Genomic DNA, 14,617 nt, shown 5'->3' with positions numbered 1-14,617 from the left:
AAAAGCCTCATTCTTTTCTTTCCAACTAGATACTAACCAACTTACTCCCAAAAAGCAAAAGACGCCCGTATGATGGGCGCCTGCTATTTTATATTACTGCTCAGTATGCACACTCTTCCCGCGTTCCTCTCGGCAAAATGCCTTCCTCTTGAATTTCTTCTGGACTCTTCTGAACAACCCACCACAAGCTTGAATTTTCTTCATTACACAGACCACATCATTACGAATTAAATCGTTTCAAAAATGCCTTTAAACGTTCACTTTGCGGATTCACTAAAACATCTTCCGGATTTCCATATTCTGCAATTTTACCTGCATCCAGAAAAAAAACGCGGTCTGCTACATCACGAGCAAAATCAATTTCGTGGGTAATTAAGATCATCGTTGTTTCCCCGTCTGAGGCAATATCTTTTATAACTTCGAGCACTTCACCGACGAGCTCTGGGTCAAGAGCAGCGGTTACTTCATCAAATAACATTACCTTTGGTCTCATTACGAGCGACCTAGCAATGGCCACACGTTGTTGCTGACCGCCAGATAATTGCGATGGATAATAATCCATTTTGTCTTTTAAGCCAACCTTTTCAAGCATTTCTTTTGCTCTTGTAATCGCTTCGGCTTTACTAATACCAAGCACATTAATGGGAGCGACTGTACAATTTTTTAAAATCGTCATATGCGGAAATAAGTTATACTGTTGGAAGACCATTCCAATATTTCCGCGTACTTTACGTAGATGGTTTTCGTCAGCTGGTACAAGTTTTCCATCTACTTCTTTATGCCACAGCATTTCCCCATCAACTTCAATCGTTCCTGAAGAGGGTTCTTCTAACGTCATTAGCATCCGAATGATCGTTGTTTTCCCTGAACCAGATGGACCGATTAAGGCAATCTTTTCTCCCTTGGCAATATCTAAGTCCAATTGATTTAACACCGTTGTATCACCAAATGATTTACTAACCCCTTTATAACGAACAATTAGTTTGTCTGTGACTTTTTCCGTTTGTATATCGGTTTGATTAGCTACTTGTTCACTCATACTTTCACTCCTCTTTGTTGCACCGGATTTTTAGAATCTAGTTTACCTACTCTTTTTTCTAAATAACGAATAAATAAGGCGGAAGGATAACTTAACACTAAGAATAAGAACCCTACAATCGTAATTGGTTCAACATAACGGAATGTTTGTCCACCAATTGTTTGTGCAACTTGAAGCATCTCGACAACAAAAATCGCTGATAATAGTGGCGTTTCTTTAAACAACACAATTAAATAGTTTCCGAGCATTGGGATCACCGGCGGAATCGCCTGTGGCAATATCACTTTTTTCCATGTTTGTGGTTTTGTAAAGTTTAATGCTTTTGCAGCTTCCCACTGACTTTTTGGTACGGACTCAATTCCAGAACGATAGATTTCTGAAATATACGTACTATAATGCAACCCTAAAACGAGTGCACCTGTTTGAAAACCATTTAATCCTGTAGCGTAATAAACAAAAAACAGCTGTACAAGTGGCGGGGTCGCCCGAATAAATTCAACGATTCCGGCAATCGTTAATGAGAGCACCTTTATACTTGAACGCCGTAACAACGTGAGCACAAGTCCAACTGTTAAGGAGATAATATAGGCGATGAAAGTAACACTAATCGTAACGCCAATCGCTTTAACTATATGCGGAAAGACCTCAATCGCAAATCCCCAATCCCATGCGTTCGTATTCATGCTGTACTCACCCCTTTAGATGCTCGTTTTTCTAACCACCTTGCTAAGAAGATTAGTGGTAATGCTAATAGGAAATAAAGGATTAATAAATACATAAAAATTTCGACTTGGCTTGCAAGCGATGTGTTACTACTTCTAAGTAAAGTTGCACGAAACGTCATATCGGATAATGAGATAATCGAGACGAGTGAAGTTCCTTTTAAAAGTTCAATTGCGTTATTACCAAAACCAGGTAACATTAAACGAACAGCTTGTGGCAAAATAACTAATCTCAATCGCTGCCATTTGCTCATATTTAGCGAGATTGCTGCTTCCGTTTGACTATGAGAGATGGATAGAATCGCCCCTCGTACAATTTCTGATGCATATGCGCCATAATTCAACCCTAATGCCAATGCTCCTGCTAAAAATGTCGACATCGACAACCCAGGAAAAATAAGTGGTAGTGCAAAAACGAAAAAGAACATTTGCACAAGTAATGATGTGCCACGGAATAACTCAACAAAAACAGTTGAAATAAAGCGAATACTACCTATTTGCGATGTTCTTCCAATACCAGCAACAAAGGCAATGGTATAAGCAAATAAAGCCCCAAGTAAAAACACTTGTACCGTAACTTCAAGTCCTCTTAGTAAAACAGGGATAAAATAATCTGCATTTGTGAACATTCATTTTCACTCCTTGATTCTTGCAAATTATGTAATAGAAAAAAGCATGGGGAAGCTACTTTTATGCAACAACACACCACGCTTTCCTACTCATTTCAGTTTGAATTATTGATTACAACGATCTTCAGTTGTTACGTCGCCAGTAGGAACATTACTTTCGTCAAATCCAAATTCTGAAATAATTTCTAACAATTCACCTGAGTCAATTAACTCTTGCAAATGCTCATTATATTGGTCACGCAATTCACGCCCTTCATCTGTATCAGCAAACACAGCCCCACCGTAGGCAACTTGTGGCTCACCATCAATAACAGGTTGAGTGAAAGGCTCAGCTCTTTCAATTACATCAAGATTTGCAGATTCTAACGCGGCCGTTAATGTAGCTTCTGTCATAACCGTCACATCTACATTTCCAGATTCTAACGCCGCAATATTATCAGCGATCGAGTCTGCTGTAATAATACGGCTTTCATCCATACCAAGTTGTTTTAACATTTCGATTTGATTAGCAGCAGCCATAATGGAAACAGTTAAGTCTTCATTTGCTACTAAATCTTCATAACTATGCAGGTTATGAGGATTTCCTGCTGCAACAGCCATACCCTCACCATACACCAACTCTATATTAGCGAACTCTGCTTGCTCACAACGTTCTGGTCGAATATCCATCCCTGCTGTAACAACATCGTAGTTCCCAGCATTTAATCCAGGAATTAACGAGTTCCAATCTGTGATTTCACCTTCAACATCTTCATAACCCATGCTCTGGAAAACAGCACGTGCAATTTCCGCATTTGCCCCTGTTACTTCATCCGTTGTTAAATCAATAAAGCCATAAGGTTCTTCGTTGGCAACTCCCACTTTAATTGTGTCTCCAGAACCAGAGTCCCCTCCTGTTTCATCTGATCCGCCACATGCTGCTAGGAAAAAAAGCAATCCGACTAAAACAAATGCCATCGTCAATCTTTTCATGAATTAATCCTCCTTTTGTATCACTCATTTTATAAGTTATACCCATATTAATGAAAATAGGATATGAACTGTATAACATAACCACCAAGAGAACACTCCCTATACTGAATGTTAAATTAATTCTGTATAAACGAAGAAACTCTTTAATGTTAACCCACATATTTCGTAAAAATTGAATGCCTAAAGCTAAACCAAGGGGGTAAAAATAACCATGACCCATGCTGGCATTTGCAAAGCTGTTGTCACACGTCCACTTTTATAAAGCGACATAAAATAATCAAAAGCATCTCCTGCTAAGACAAAAAGGAGAATAACTGTTATCGCGGGAATAATGATTGCTAGTGCTTTTCTAATCGGAAATGGAGCTATATCAAAAAATGCTGATATGCTAATATGTCTCCCTTTTCTCGCTGCGTACGTAACTAATGCCCCTAAATGTAGCTAGCTTTACAGCAAAGAGGCTAATTTCTTGAGAGAAAGACCAACTTCTGCCCGTAATTTGCTCGATTTATTACGTTCCCAACAACCATAATCGGAATAATAATAATGGAGTAACTAAGAATATGTTCTTCGATTTTCACAAGCATACGGTCAATTAGTCGTAGAAATTTCATCGATGTCTGACCTCCACCCTGTGAAATTGTGGAAAAATATGTATTCTTTTAAAAAATTAGTTACTAATCATGATACTTGAAAGAATAAAGTCTCACAATCTTCAGATTTTACCTTATTAAGGAATAGGCTGCTATATAACAAGCTCAGAAGATGTAGGACTTCTCATCTGTTCATATACTCTATACAACTCCCTCATATGGTCATATGCTCTTGCAATGTAAGAAAACATCACATCTACTTATACGTAAATGTGATGTTTTCTTAGATTTTGGTTATGTTTTTATTTTGTTGCGCGATTGATAGCGAATAGAGCAAGCGTCCGCGCCATCACCCCTGTACCTCCAAGTGGCCCGAGGTGTGTTGCTTTCGATTGCCAAGCCGTACCCGCAATATCAAGGTGAACCCAAGGCGTTTCTTCAGCAAATTCTCCAATAAACAAACCTGCCGTGATACTTCCCGCTAAGCGCCCTGGTGCATTATTTAAATCAGCTACATCACTCGTTCTCAGCATATCTTTGTACGGTTGAAAGTTTGGCAAGCCCCAAATCCATTCATCTGTTTTAGCTGAAGCCTCAAGCACTTCCTGCATAAGCTCTTCATGATTAGTCACTGCCCCAGTCGTACAATCACCAAGAGCAACTAAAACGGCACCTGTTAACGTCGCTACATCAATTAGCATCGTTGCACCAAGTTGTTTAGCGTACGTTATACCGTCTGCTAAAATAAGACGTCCTTCTGCATCTGTATTTCGCACCTCAATCGTTTTTCCACTAAGAGAGCGAATCACATCACCTGGTTTCATAGCAGATCCATTTAACATATTCTCTGATGATGGAATGACGGCTAAAACATTCACTTTAGGCTTTAACGTTCCAATGATATCCAGTGCCCCTAATACAGCAGCAGCCCCGCCCATATCCATTTTCATTTGATGCATGTTTTCTCCCGGCTTGATCGAGATTCCTCCAGAATCGAATGTTAGACCTTTTCCAACAAAGCCGATTAAGTCATCTGAATGGTCATTTCCTTGATACTTTATGACAATCATCTTTGGTGGCTGATCACTCCCAGCAGCCACAGCAAGCAACGCGCCCATCCCTAGTTTTTCCATATTTTCTCGTTCGAGCACTTCAAATTCAAAGTCATGTTTCTCGGCCAACTCTTTTGCTTCTTCAGCTAAATCCGTTGGTGTCAGTAAGTTTCCTGGTGTATTTACAAGTGCACGGGCACGATTTGTGCCAACTCCATATGTATAACCAACTTTTGCAGCATGAGTTAATGGCCCTTCCTCTTCCTCACTATATAAAGTAATCGACTCAAGTTGGCGATCCACTTCATTTGTCTTTTCCTTATAGTCAAGCACTTGATATAAGCTTAGTGCTAGTGATTCACCAATTAAAGTAGCGACATCAATAGCTGTAAGCGTCTCTGTTACAAAGCTATCAACAAGAATCCCGATATCCTGATCCTTCTTTTTAGCCATTTCTTTTCCAACACCTGCGATCGCTTTACGTAAGCGTTCAGATGTTAAATCTTCTTTTTTGCCAAGCCCTGTCACATATAACATGTCAGAGTCTAGTGTTCCAAGCGTATAAATAGCTGTCTGAGTTCCAAGCTTAGCTGATAGCTTACCAGACTTTTTTAACGTCGATAGTTGCAGATCCATACGCTTGTCGATTTCTTCGACACTTGAATGAAAACCACTTTCCACAAAAATACCAACGACAAGACCCTCATGTGGTTGAGTTGATTTATTTACATAGAACTTTACCATCTTCCCGCTCCCCTTTTTTGATTTTTTATTATACATTTACCTTCCACTTTAATTAAGCAACGATTGCACCTTTTTAGAAAGAGCAGATTCCTCTCAGCTTAAGAATATCATGAAAACTTATGATATAATGAGGGTCAACCTTATTCCGATTTATCATTAGATTATTTTTTCTTTTTTTCGGATATGTCATAATAATATATAAATACCTTTAATGTGTCTGATAGGAAAGGACGTTATAACCACAATGGAAATATTTGATAACTTCCCTCTCTGGGCAGCTTTATTTGCGATTGGATTCGCGCAATTTGTTAAAGTACCGCTAGCTTTCATTGCGACAAGGAAAATTGAATGGGCGTTGCTCACAAGCACAGGTGGAATGCCAAGCTCTCACTCTGCTGCCGTAACGGCACTATCAACAGCGATTGCGCTTGAATTTGGACTAGATTCCACGATTTTTGCTATCGCCGCAGTGTTCGGAATTATTGTCATGTTCGATGCAACTGGAGTAAGACGACATGCTGGTTACCAAGCAACTGCGATCAACCAACTCGTAACTGATTTTAATAAACTCGTTACGGAGGTCAAGGCGTGGCCTAAAAAGGAAGAAATAGAAAAACGAAAAGAATTAAAGGAACTACTCGGACATCAACCAATTGAAGTCTTCTTCGGAGGTCTCCTTGGGATCATTCTTACACTCGTTCTAGACATGATTATTCATTAAAGAAAGGGGCAAACAATGAGACTTATTTCTATTTGTCCAAGTAATACAGAATTACTGGCATACTTAGGTTTAACCTCGCAATTAGTAGGAGTCGACGACTATTCTGATTGGCCAGCTTCGATCAATGCACTGCCACGTCTTGGCCCTGATTTATCTATTCGAATGGATGAAGTAGAGGCATTAAAGCCTGATCTCGTTCTCGCCTCGCTTAGTGTGCCTGGCATGGAAAAAAATGTTGATGAGCTTAAAAAAAGAGGCATTCCTCATGTCGTTTACAATCCAAATTCATTGGCCGATATTGCCGCAAACCTACTTGATTTAGGATCACGCACGTCCACACAGAAAGAAGCAGAACAGGTCGTTAAAACGTATCAAGAATTGATTCGAACCTATAAACATTATTCCTCTCAAGTTGAACCGACTAGACTGTACTGGGAGTGGTGGCCAAAGCCTGTCTTTACACCAGGCGGACTCAATTGGCTAACGGAAATAAGCAGACTCGCTGGTGGTCAAAACGTATTTGAGCATGTTGAACTAGCAAGTGTTCAAACAGATTGGGAAGATGTCTATAAGCAAGATCCCGATCACATTTGTCTTGCTTGGGTCGGCATTCAACCCGAAAAAGTAAAACCAGAGCTCTTATGGAAACGTCCAGAGTGGCCTACTTTAAATGCTTTAAAAGCAAATCAAGTACATATTCTTGAGGAGCCTTTATATTGTCGCCCTTCACCGCGTTTGCTTCTTGGGTTAAAGAAGCTAGGTGCCCTGCTACACCCTGATGTTTTTCCTGCAAATGATGGAATCGACCCACTTCTTCCTTAGTCGTATATGGACCAATAAACAAATGGAGCCTCGATAGTAAACCGAGACTCCCTTGTTTATTGATAGGACATCTGATTACGAAACACTTGCACCGCATCATCTTCATTTAAATTTGTTAAATCTTCTTCAGAGAGCTTACCATTTCCTTTTTTAACTATATATACATTAATTTCCTTTTTGCCCCACTGATGATAAACATCTTCGACAGTTTCATAATACAAATCAATACGATTCCCTTTAATAGCTGATCCTGTATCTGCTACCACCCCGTACCCATATCCCGGAATGAATAATACTGTCCCAATCGGATACACATTTGGATCTGCGGCAATCGTCGAATAAAGGTCTCTTTTTACTTGCACCCCTGAAAATGTAATTCCATAGCTTGGATGGTCAGGGTGTTTGCCCGTTGATTCATAGCCTGCTGTATAGCCTGTTGCGATAACTGTTTCGGCAGGGTACTTAGACCAATCAATTGCTTCTTCTAGCGTTATCGGTTCGGGCATAACTACCTCAGAAGACATGGATTGCTCCGCTGTTTTTAATAACGGTAGCGATTTTATTTGGGATGTTATGATTTTAGATGCGTGATCTCTTGCTGTATGTAGCAGCTTTTCACGTTCTAACTCCTCATACTCAAACATCCACTGTCTAATGTCAGTGGCACTTACTCCAGAGAAGGTTTGAAACGTGGTCAACAATGCGACAAAGAACAAACTCATCATACCTACTCTTCGGCCTACTACTTTCATATGAGCCAAAAATTCCACTCCTCTCATGGATTCATCATCCCCAGAGAACATGAAATTTATACAAAAATGCTGTATCTATCTCAGCATTAAAGGTTAATAACAAAAAAGCCTCCCATTATATAGGGAGACTTTCATTTAAAACATTTGATAGCCACGAACACGTAACATTTTAATCACAATACCTGCAATAATTGTACCGATAAACCCACTTGATAAAATGAGAATATCGACAATTTGAAGAGCTAGTAAATCTGATCCTAGCATTGGAAATGCTGTTTGTGGAGATGTGAAGTAGTCAAAAAAACCGACTTCATCCACAATCAAAATAACGACAATTGGATAAAAGAAAGCCATAATCCATGTTGAACGAAGAACCATATTTAATAAGAACCCGATTCCAAAAAATAAAATAAGGAATAAGATCATTGATATCAATAATTGTGGTAAAAACACAACTTGCACCCCCATATTCCTTTTAAGTTTACTGAACTGTGTCTCCCCAAGTCAACTTAATATGATGACATCTTTGTGGCATTTTGGTTTTTTTGTTTAAGAAAAAAGAAACAAACCTGACGCCGTAACTCCATTATTAAACTCAAGCCTTATTAATTAAATAAAATTTTTTCTGAAATTGTGGTGGTAAAAAATGAATAACACCCATACCAAAAGAAGTTACTCAAGTGCCCCTTGTTGAAAGAATGCTATTCGATACGAACTTACCTTTCTTTCAGAGTATGGTATATTTTGCCCCGGATTCATTAAGTAGTTTTGAAATTCCTTCTTGATAATATGACATCAATCGGTGTCTACTTTTTTTAAATCCATCCATTCAACCGTTATGATATTTCACCTTTATGAAGTCTGCTATGAGTACGCAACAAAAATTATTCATTATATGTATTTAATATTTTTATAATTTATTACTTTTCACTTTTTATTTATGTGATAATTTATTATAATTACAATGTAAGAATGAATATTGCCTCCAAATTGTATGTTTCATATGTTGGAAGGCAGAATCAGTCGCTACTTACTCTTCTCAAAATAGAAAGGGGAAAAATGTATGGATATGAAAGACAATGAGAACATCGGAAAGTGCCCGTTTAACCACGGCAATTCGACTAGTCAAACTTCTCGTGGCACGACAAACAAAGACTGGTGGCCTAACCAGTTGAACTTGAACATTCTTAATCAGCATGACACGAAAACGAACCCACTGGGGATTGATTTTGATTATGCAGAACAATTTAAAAAACTAGATTACGAGGCATTGAAAAAGGATCTTCACGATCTCATGACAGACAGTCAGGACTGGTGGCCTGCTGACTACGGACATTATGGACCATTCTTTATCCGTATGTCTTGGCATTCGGCAGGTACATATCGTATGGGAGACGGCCGCGGTGGTGGTGGAACGGGCGCACAGCGTTTTGCTCCTCTTAACAGCTGGCCTGACAACGGCAACCTAGATAAAGCTCGTCGCCTGCTTTGGCCAATTAAACAGAAGTATGGTAACAAGATCTCTTGGGCTGACCTGCTTCTTCTAACAGGTAATGTGGCGATTGAATCAATGGGCGGAAAGACAATTGGCTTTGGAGGTGGACGCAAAGACATCTGGCATCCAGAAGAAGACGTTAACTGGGGTATTGAAACAGAATGGCTCGGGGATAAGCGCTACTCTGGCGAGCGTGAGTTAGAGAATCCACTTGCTGCCGTTCAAATGGGCTTGATCTATGTAAACCCTGAAGGTCCAAATGGCGAGCCAGATCCAGTTGCAAGTGCCCGCGACATTCGCGAGACTTTTGCACGCATGGGAATGAACGATGAAGAAACCGTAGCTCTCGTAGCTGGTGGTCATACATTTGGGAAGGCACACGGTGCAGGAGATGCAAATCTTGTTAGTGAGGAACCAGAAGGCTCATCGATTGAATCCATGGGCTTGGGCTGGAAAAGCTCTTACGAAACTGGCCACGGTCCTTTCACGATTACTAGTGGGATTGAAGGTGCATGGACACCAACGCCGACACAGTGGGATATGAGTTTCTTCGATATGCTGTTCGACTATGAATGGGAGCTGACGAAGAGTCCAGCAGGTGCGAATCAGTGGGCACCTATCAACCCAGATGAGAAACATCTTGCGCCTGATGCAGGCGATTCATCAAAACGTGTTCCAACGATGATGACTACGGCAGATATGGCGATGCGTATGGATCCAGAATACGAAAAGATTTCTCGTCGTTTCCATAAGAATCCAGACGAGTTTGCTGAAGCATTTGCGCGTGCTTGGTTCAAGTTATTGCATCGTGACATGGGTCCTCGTGATAGATATCTTGGTCCAGAAGTTCCAGAAGAAGAGTTCATCTGGCAGGATCCTATCCCAGCAGTTGATTATGACTTAACTGATGCTGAAATTGAAGAGCTGAAAGCGAAAATCCTCGACTCCGAGCTTACAGTAAGCGAGCTTGTCACAACGGCTTGGGCTTCTGCTAGTACCTTCCGCGGCTCAGATATGCGTGGTGGTGCGAATGGTGCTCGTATCCGACTTACGCCTCAAAAGGATTGGGAAGTGAATCAGCCAGAACAGCTTTCAAAAGTGCTGACTGTATTAGAAAACATCCAAAGTCAGTTGGATAAAAAAGTAAGCCTTGCTGATTTGATTGTACTAGGCGGTAGTGCTGCCATCGAAAAAGCGGCACGAGATGCAGGCTTTGATGTTACGGTTCCATTTGCTCCAGGACGCGGCGATGCCACACAAGAGCAAACGGATATAGAAAACTTTGAAGTATTGGAGCCTGTCGCTGATGGTTTCCGCAACTATCAGAAACAAGAGTATAGCGTCACTCCAGAAGAGCTCCTCTTGGATAAGGCACAGCTTTTAACCCTTTCAGCTCCTGAAATGACGGTCCTGATTGGCGGCATGCGTGTACTCGGTACAAACTACGCTGGCAGTCAACACGGCGTTTTCACAGACCGTGTCGGTACACTTACAAACGATTTCTTTGTTAACATCCTTGACATGGGAATTGAGTGGAAGCCTGTAGACGGAGGCGTCTATGAAGGACGTGACCGCAAGAGCGGAGAAATCGTACGTACTGCAACGAGAGTAGACCTTGTATTCGGTTCTAACTCTATTCTACGTGCCGTTGCAGAAGTGTATGCACAAGACGACAACAAAGAGAAGTTTGTACGAGACTTTGTCGCTGCCTGGGTCAAGATCATGAACGCAGATCGTTTCGACCTTAAATCTAAAAAAACAGCTGATACAGCTAACTAGAAGAATAAAAACTGGAACTGTGCAGATTCATGATGCACAGAAAACCTGATCCCGAAGCACCTTACAAGGGTGCCTGGTCCTAGCTCACGCTTTAAAGTGTGCTGCGGTCAGGAGCCCGAGTAAGGTGCTTTTTATCATGCATATCTAAACCTTGTTTTCTACCAGTAAAAAAAGACCAAATCATGGGCAATTCGGTCCTAAAATAGTAGTATTATTTACTGAATCTCTCTAAACGGAACCTATTATGATGACAAGACACTCTCTTTCGTTGATCGTTGCTCTCCATTCCCTTCACAATGTATACATGTTTCACTTCCACCTAAAAGCAATTGAAAATATCCCGCACCCTCACAGTAAGGACAAGACTCAGATTCTTCAGTTATATATGAATGTTTCACCTCATACACCCCTATTCTTTTATATAAAAAATATATTATCAGAATTTTCTATTCATTAAAACCTTCACAGTCTTCCTCTTGACTAATTTAAGCGTCAATATCATATATTTTCAATCATTTATACGTCTTTTCCTCACTATTTTAAACAGCTAAAAAAAAAAACGAACGCTTAAAAGCGCTCGTTTCTCAAATATACATTAAAGTGGGTTTTTACCTCTCTTTAAGACAAGTCCAGGTCCACCAAGTAAGAATAAATAGCGGTTATCAATCATTTTCTTCATAAAGTTCGCTGATGAACCAAATAATTTTCTCGCTCCAACAACACCGATTGCTTCTTTACCACCAAGTGATGCAACGGTACCTTTAATATCTGGCTTAAACGTTTTAAGTGACTCATTTTTAATGAGCGCTTTAACGTTGTTAGCACATACTTCAGCCATTTGCATTGCAATTTGAGCTGTTGGTGGGTATGGACGATTGATTTCTTCATTAATAAGAAGTGCACAGTCTCCAATAATGAAGATGTCTTCATGACCAGGAGCGCGTAAATCAGGATCAACTTTAATACGGCCACGCATTGCTTCAAAGCCAGATTTTTCAATGATTGAGCTACCACGTACACCCGTTGCCCAAACGATTGTTTCTGCTTTAATTTCATCTCCACTTGCAAGTAAGACGCCTGATTCTGTTACTTCTTTAATTGGGCAGTTGATTTTGAATTCAACACCGCGACTCTCAAGAAGGTTCATAGCATATTCTACCAACTCTGGATCGAAACCAGGTAATGCCGTAGGAGCTGCTTCAATCACATACATTTTTACCTTTTCACGTGGAACATCATAACGTGCACAAAGTTCAGGTAAACGATGAGAAAGCTCTCCAATGAATTCAATACCAGTGAAACCCGCTCCAGCTACAATAAATGTTAACAGCTCGTCCTTCTTTTCAGGCGTGTTGTTATATTTAGCAAACATATACTCAATATGTTCCTTCACTTCACGAGCGCCATTTACTGTCCACTTACTAAAAGCGTGTTCAAAAACACCTGGTACACCAAATGTTTCAGCTTCAGCACCTAATCCAACAACGAGGTAATCATATTCTAACTCGCCATTTTCAAGCACGACTTTCTTTTCGTCGCGTTTGATTTCAACAACAATATCCTTTACGAACTTGATTTTATTTAGATCAAGTACACTATTAATAGGCATACGAGTACGCTCTGGAGATAATGTTCCAGCTGCTGGCTCATGTAACCAAGTTGTTTGATAATGATAGTCATGCTTGTTCACTAACGTAATGCTAGCTTCATTATGCCCTAACTGCTTTGTTAAGCGTGATGCTGTAATCATTCCACCATAGCCAGCACCAAGAATAACGATATTCGGCTTCTTCAAACTAATCACTTCCATCTTCATAAGATTTACCTTGCTATACTTCTCCGAAAACAACATTGTGATTCTTTTCACGAACTAAGTTGCAAAAATAGTAAATAAATAAATAATGTCGTCATTCAGTCACAAAATACACCTTTTATAATATGGCTTTTCTAGTCATTTTTCAACTATATTTTTAAATTATTCTATACGTTCTTCTCTTACTTTCATTCTTGTCCTAATAATAATGTAAGCGAATCCATTTCTGAATATGCATGTAAAATGAAATCTTCATATATAAATCCTCTTCCTTTCTTTTTGGTCTCAATTGTGCATATAATGAAAAAGATTACATAATTTTTTCGGGGGTGGATAATTGATGACAAATACTGACAACATGTACGATATTACAATTATTGGCGGCGGTCCTACTGGATTATTTGCAGCCTTTTATGCAGGAATGAGACAAGCTAGAGTGAAAATCATTGAAAGTATGCCACAGTTAGGCGGTCAACTGTCTGCCCTGTATCCTGAGAAATACATCTATGACGTAGCTGGTTTCCCAAAAATTAAAGCACAAGAACTTGTTAACAATTTAGAAAAACAAGCTCAGCAATTCTCACCAACGATTGTGCTTGAACAGTCTGTCCAGGAATTACATCAGCAAGAAGACGAAAGCTATATCATTAAAACAGACAAAGAAGAGCATTACACGAAAGCAATCATCATTACTGCAGGCGCTGGTGCATTTCAGCCACGCCGATTAGAGCTTGAAAATGCGCGTCAATATGAAGGTAAAAACCTACATTATTTCGTTCAAGATTTAAGCGTATTTACTGGTAAGCGTGTTTTAATTTCTGGCGGTGGCGATTCTGCTGTCGATTGGTCACTCATGCTTGAACCAATTGCAAAAGAAGTAACACTTATTCATCGTCGAGATAAGTTCCGCGCCCATGAGCATAGTGTTGAACTATTAAAACAATCAAAAGTAAACATTTTAACACCATTTGAAATAAAAGAATTACGTGGAAATGAAGAGACCATTGAGCAAGTGCTCATCCAAGAAATCAAAGGTGACGCAACTAAAACGATGGATGTAGATGCCGTAATTGTAAATTTTGGCTTCGTTTCTTCCCTTGGTCCAATCAAAGAATGGGGCTTAGAGATCGAGAAAAATTCGATTATCGTGAATACGAAAATGGAGACAAGCAGAAAAGGAATTTACGCAGCAGGCGATATTTGCACGTACAATGGTAAAGTGAAGCTTATTGCCACTGGTTTCGGTGAAGCACCAACAGCCGTAAACAATGCAAAAGCCTATATCGATCCAAATGCCAAACTCTTCCCAGGCCACAGCACAAGTATGTTTTAATTTAGAACCTCACCTTCCGAATTGAGTTATAAAAATGAGGATACCTTATTTTCTCCATCCTCTCTCATACAACTAGTTACCCAACACCAATTCGGTTGGTTGAGGTTCTTACCTACCAAATTACCTGGCTCTCTCACCCGAGTTAAATGCC

The 14,617-nt window shown here is 39.9% G+C and carries 15 protein-coding genes; 4 read left to right on the top strand and 11 right to left on the bottom strand.

The features are described 5' to 3' along the window. Positions 1-220 precede the first annotated feature (220 nt). From ehuA to IQ10_RS17190, 7 genes are all read right to left on the bottom strand, one after another. Positions 221-1,039 (bottom strand): ectoine/hydroxyectoine ABC transporter ATP-binding protein EhuA, encoded by an 819-nt coding sequence (gene ehuA / locus IQ10_RS17215; protein WP_144451707.1) that lies wholly within the window; start codon positions 1,037-1,039, stop codon positions 221-223. Next, on the bottom strand, positions 1,036-1,722 hold the full coding sequence (gene ehuD / locus IQ10_RS17210) for an ectoine/hydroxyectoine ABC transporter permease subunit EhuD (protein ID WP_144451706.1): 687 nt from the start codon (positions 1,720-1,722) through the stop codon (positions 1,036-1,038). The genes ehuA and ehuD overlap by 4 nt, the downstream gene beginning before the upstream one ends. Continuing rightward, entirely contained in the window at positions 1,719-2,390 is a 672-nt protein-coding gene (gene ehuC / locus IQ10_RS17205; RefSeq protein WP_144451705.1) for an ectoine/hydroxyectoine ABC transporter permease subunit EhuC, read from the bottom strand. The genes ehuD and ehuC overlap by 4 nt, the downstream gene beginning before the upstream one ends. A gap of 105 nt (positions 2,391-2,495) precedes the next feature. After that, positions 2,496-3,362, bottom strand: a complete 867-nt coding sequence (gene ehuB / locus IQ10_RS17200) for an ectoine/hydroxyectoine ABC transporter substrate-binding protein EhuB (protein WP_144451704.1) — start codon at positions 3,360-3,362, stop codon at positions 2,496-2,498. Positions 3,363-3,548: 186 nt separating this feature from the next. Next, positions 3,549-3,731 carry a hypothetical protein gene (locus tag IQ10_RS18470; RefSeq protein ID WP_242009874.1) on the bottom strand — a complete coding sequence of 61 codons (183 nt, stop codon included), beginning with the start codon at positions 3,729-3,731 and terminating at the stop codon, positions 3,549-3,551. Between the two features lie 92 nt (positions 3,732-3,823). Further along, a complete protein-coding gene (locus IQ10_RS18465) occupies positions 3,824-3,976 on the bottom strand; it encodes a hypothetical protein (RefSeq protein WP_242009873.1) in 153 nt (50 codons plus the stop codon). Positions 3,977-4,257: 281 nt separating this feature from the next. Then, positions 4,258-5,751: a leucyl aminopeptidase gene (locus tag IQ10_RS17190; RefSeq protein WP_144451703.1), complete on the bottom strand. Its 1,494-nt coding sequence runs from the start codon at positions 5,749-5,751 to the stop codon at positions 4,258-4,260. 244 nt (positions 5,752-5,995) lie between these two features. On the opposite strand from IQ10_RS17190, the gene IQ10_RS17185 reads away from it, so the two are divergent. Beyond that, positions 5,996-6,472, top strand: a complete 477-nt coding sequence (locus tag IQ10_RS17185) for a divergent PAP2 family protein (RefSeq protein ID WP_144451702.1) — start codon at positions 5,996-5,998, stop codon at positions 6,470-6,472. 15 nt (positions 6,473-6,487) lie between these two features. Next, positions 6,488-7,294: a cobalamin-binding protein gene (locus IQ10_RS17180; protein ID WP_144451701.1), complete on the top strand. Its 807-nt coding sequence runs from the start codon at positions 6,488-6,490 to the stop codon at positions 7,292-7,294. Positions 7,295-7,350: 56 nt separating this feature from the next. On the opposite strand, the gene spsC is transcribed toward IQ10_RS17180, so the two are convergent. Then, positions 7,351-8,055 carry a stationary phase survival protein SpsC gene (gene spsC / locus IQ10_RS17175; RefSeq protein ID WP_437177699.1) on the bottom strand — a complete coding sequence of 235 codons (705 nt, stop codon included), beginning with the start codon at positions 8,053-8,055 and terminating at the stop codon, positions 7,351-7,353. Positions 8,056-8,181: 126 nt separating this feature from the next. Further along, positions 8,182-8,499: a YuiB family protein gene (locus IQ10_RS17170; protein ID WP_199757449.1), complete on the bottom strand. Its 318-nt coding sequence runs from the start codon at positions 8,497-8,499 to the stop codon at positions 8,182-8,184. A 610-nt stretch (positions 8,500-9,109) separates the two neighbouring features. Between IQ10_RS17170 and katG the strand changes: the two genes are divergently transcribed. Continuing rightward, positions 9,110-11,320 (top strand): catalase/peroxidase HPI, encoded by a 2,211-nt coding sequence (gene katG, locus IQ10_RS17165; RefSeq protein ID WP_144451699.1) that lies wholly within the window; start codon positions 9,110-9,112, stop codon positions 11,318-11,320. Between the two features lie 242 nt (positions 11,321-11,562). Here katG and IQ10_RS18095 read toward each other — a convergent pair whose 3' ends face one another. Together IQ10_RS18095 and IQ10_RS17160 are read right to left on the bottom strand one after the other, a co-directional pair. After that, positions 11,563-11,718 (bottom strand): YuiA family protein, encoded by a 156-nt coding sequence (locus IQ10_RS18095; protein WP_242009872.1) that lies wholly within the window; start codon positions 11,716-11,718, stop codon positions 11,563-11,565. 197 nt (positions 11,719-11,915) lie between these two features. Next, positions 11,916-13,130, bottom strand: coding sequence for an NAD(P)/FAD-dependent oxidoreductase (locus tag IQ10_RS17160; RefSeq protein ID WP_144451737.1), 1,215 nt, complete (start codon positions 13,128-13,130; stop codon positions 11,916-11,918). Positions 13,131-13,473: 343 nt separating this feature from the next. Between IQ10_RS17160 and IQ10_RS17155 the strand changes: the two genes are divergently transcribed. Beyond that, positions 13,474-14,466, top strand: coding sequence for an NAD(P)/FAD-dependent oxidoreductase (locus IQ10_RS17155; protein WP_144451698.1), 993 nt, complete (start codon positions 13,474-13,476; stop codon positions 14,464-14,466). Positions 14,467-14,617: the final 151 nt, after the last annotated feature.

It is taken from the genome of Halalkalibacter nanhaiisediminis (genome assembly GCF_007830185.1).
Lineage (GTDB): Bacteria > Bacillota > Bacilli > Bacillales > Bacillaceae_D > Halalkalibacter > Halalkalibacter nanhaiisediminis.
The sequence above is the reverse complement of the archived record's forward strand: the minus strand, read 5'-3'. Positions and strand labels throughout refer to the sequence as shown.

Coding starts and splice junctions, on each gene's coding strand:
- IQ10_RS18465 (WP_242009873.1), bottom strand. CDS start 3,976: ATGAAATTTCTACGACTAATTGACCGTATGCTTGTGAAAATCGAAGAA.
- IQ10_RS17185 (WP_144451702.1), top strand. CDS start 5,996: ATGGAAATATTTGATAACTTCCCTCTCTGGGCAGCTTTATTTGCGATT.
- ehuC (WP_144451705.1), bottom strand. CDS start 2,390: ATGTTCACAAATGCAGATTATTTTATCCCTGTTTTACTAAGAGGACTT.
- IQ10_RS17160 (WP_144451737.1), bottom strand. CDS start 13,130: ATGGAAGTGATTAGTTTGAAGAAGCCGAATATCGTTATTCTTGGTGCT.
- IQ10_RS17180 (WP_144451701.1), top strand. CDS start 6,488: ATGAGACTTATTTCTATTTGTCCAAGTAATACAGAATTACTGGCATAC.
- ehuB (WP_144451704.1), bottom strand. CDS start 3,362: ATGAAAAGATTGACGATGGCATTTGTTTTAGTCGGATTGCTTTTTTTC.
- IQ10_RS17155 (WP_144451698.1), top strand. CDS start 13,474: ATGACAAATACTGACAACATGTACGATATTACAATTATTGGCGGCGGT.
- ehuA (WP_144451707.1), bottom strand. CDS start 1,039: ATGAGTGAACAAGTAGCTAATCAAACCGATATACAAACGGAAAAAGTC.
- ehuD (WP_144451706.1), bottom strand. CDS start 1,722: ATGAATACGAACGCATGGGATTGGGGATTTGCGATTGAGGTCTTTCCG.
- IQ10_RS17190 (WP_144451703.1), bottom strand. CDS start 5,751: ATGGTAAAGTTCTATGTAAATAAATCAACTCAACCACATGAGGGTCTT.
- katG (WP_144451699.1), top strand. CDS start 9,110: ATGGATATGAAAGACAATGAGAACATCGGAAAGTGCCCGTTTAACCAC.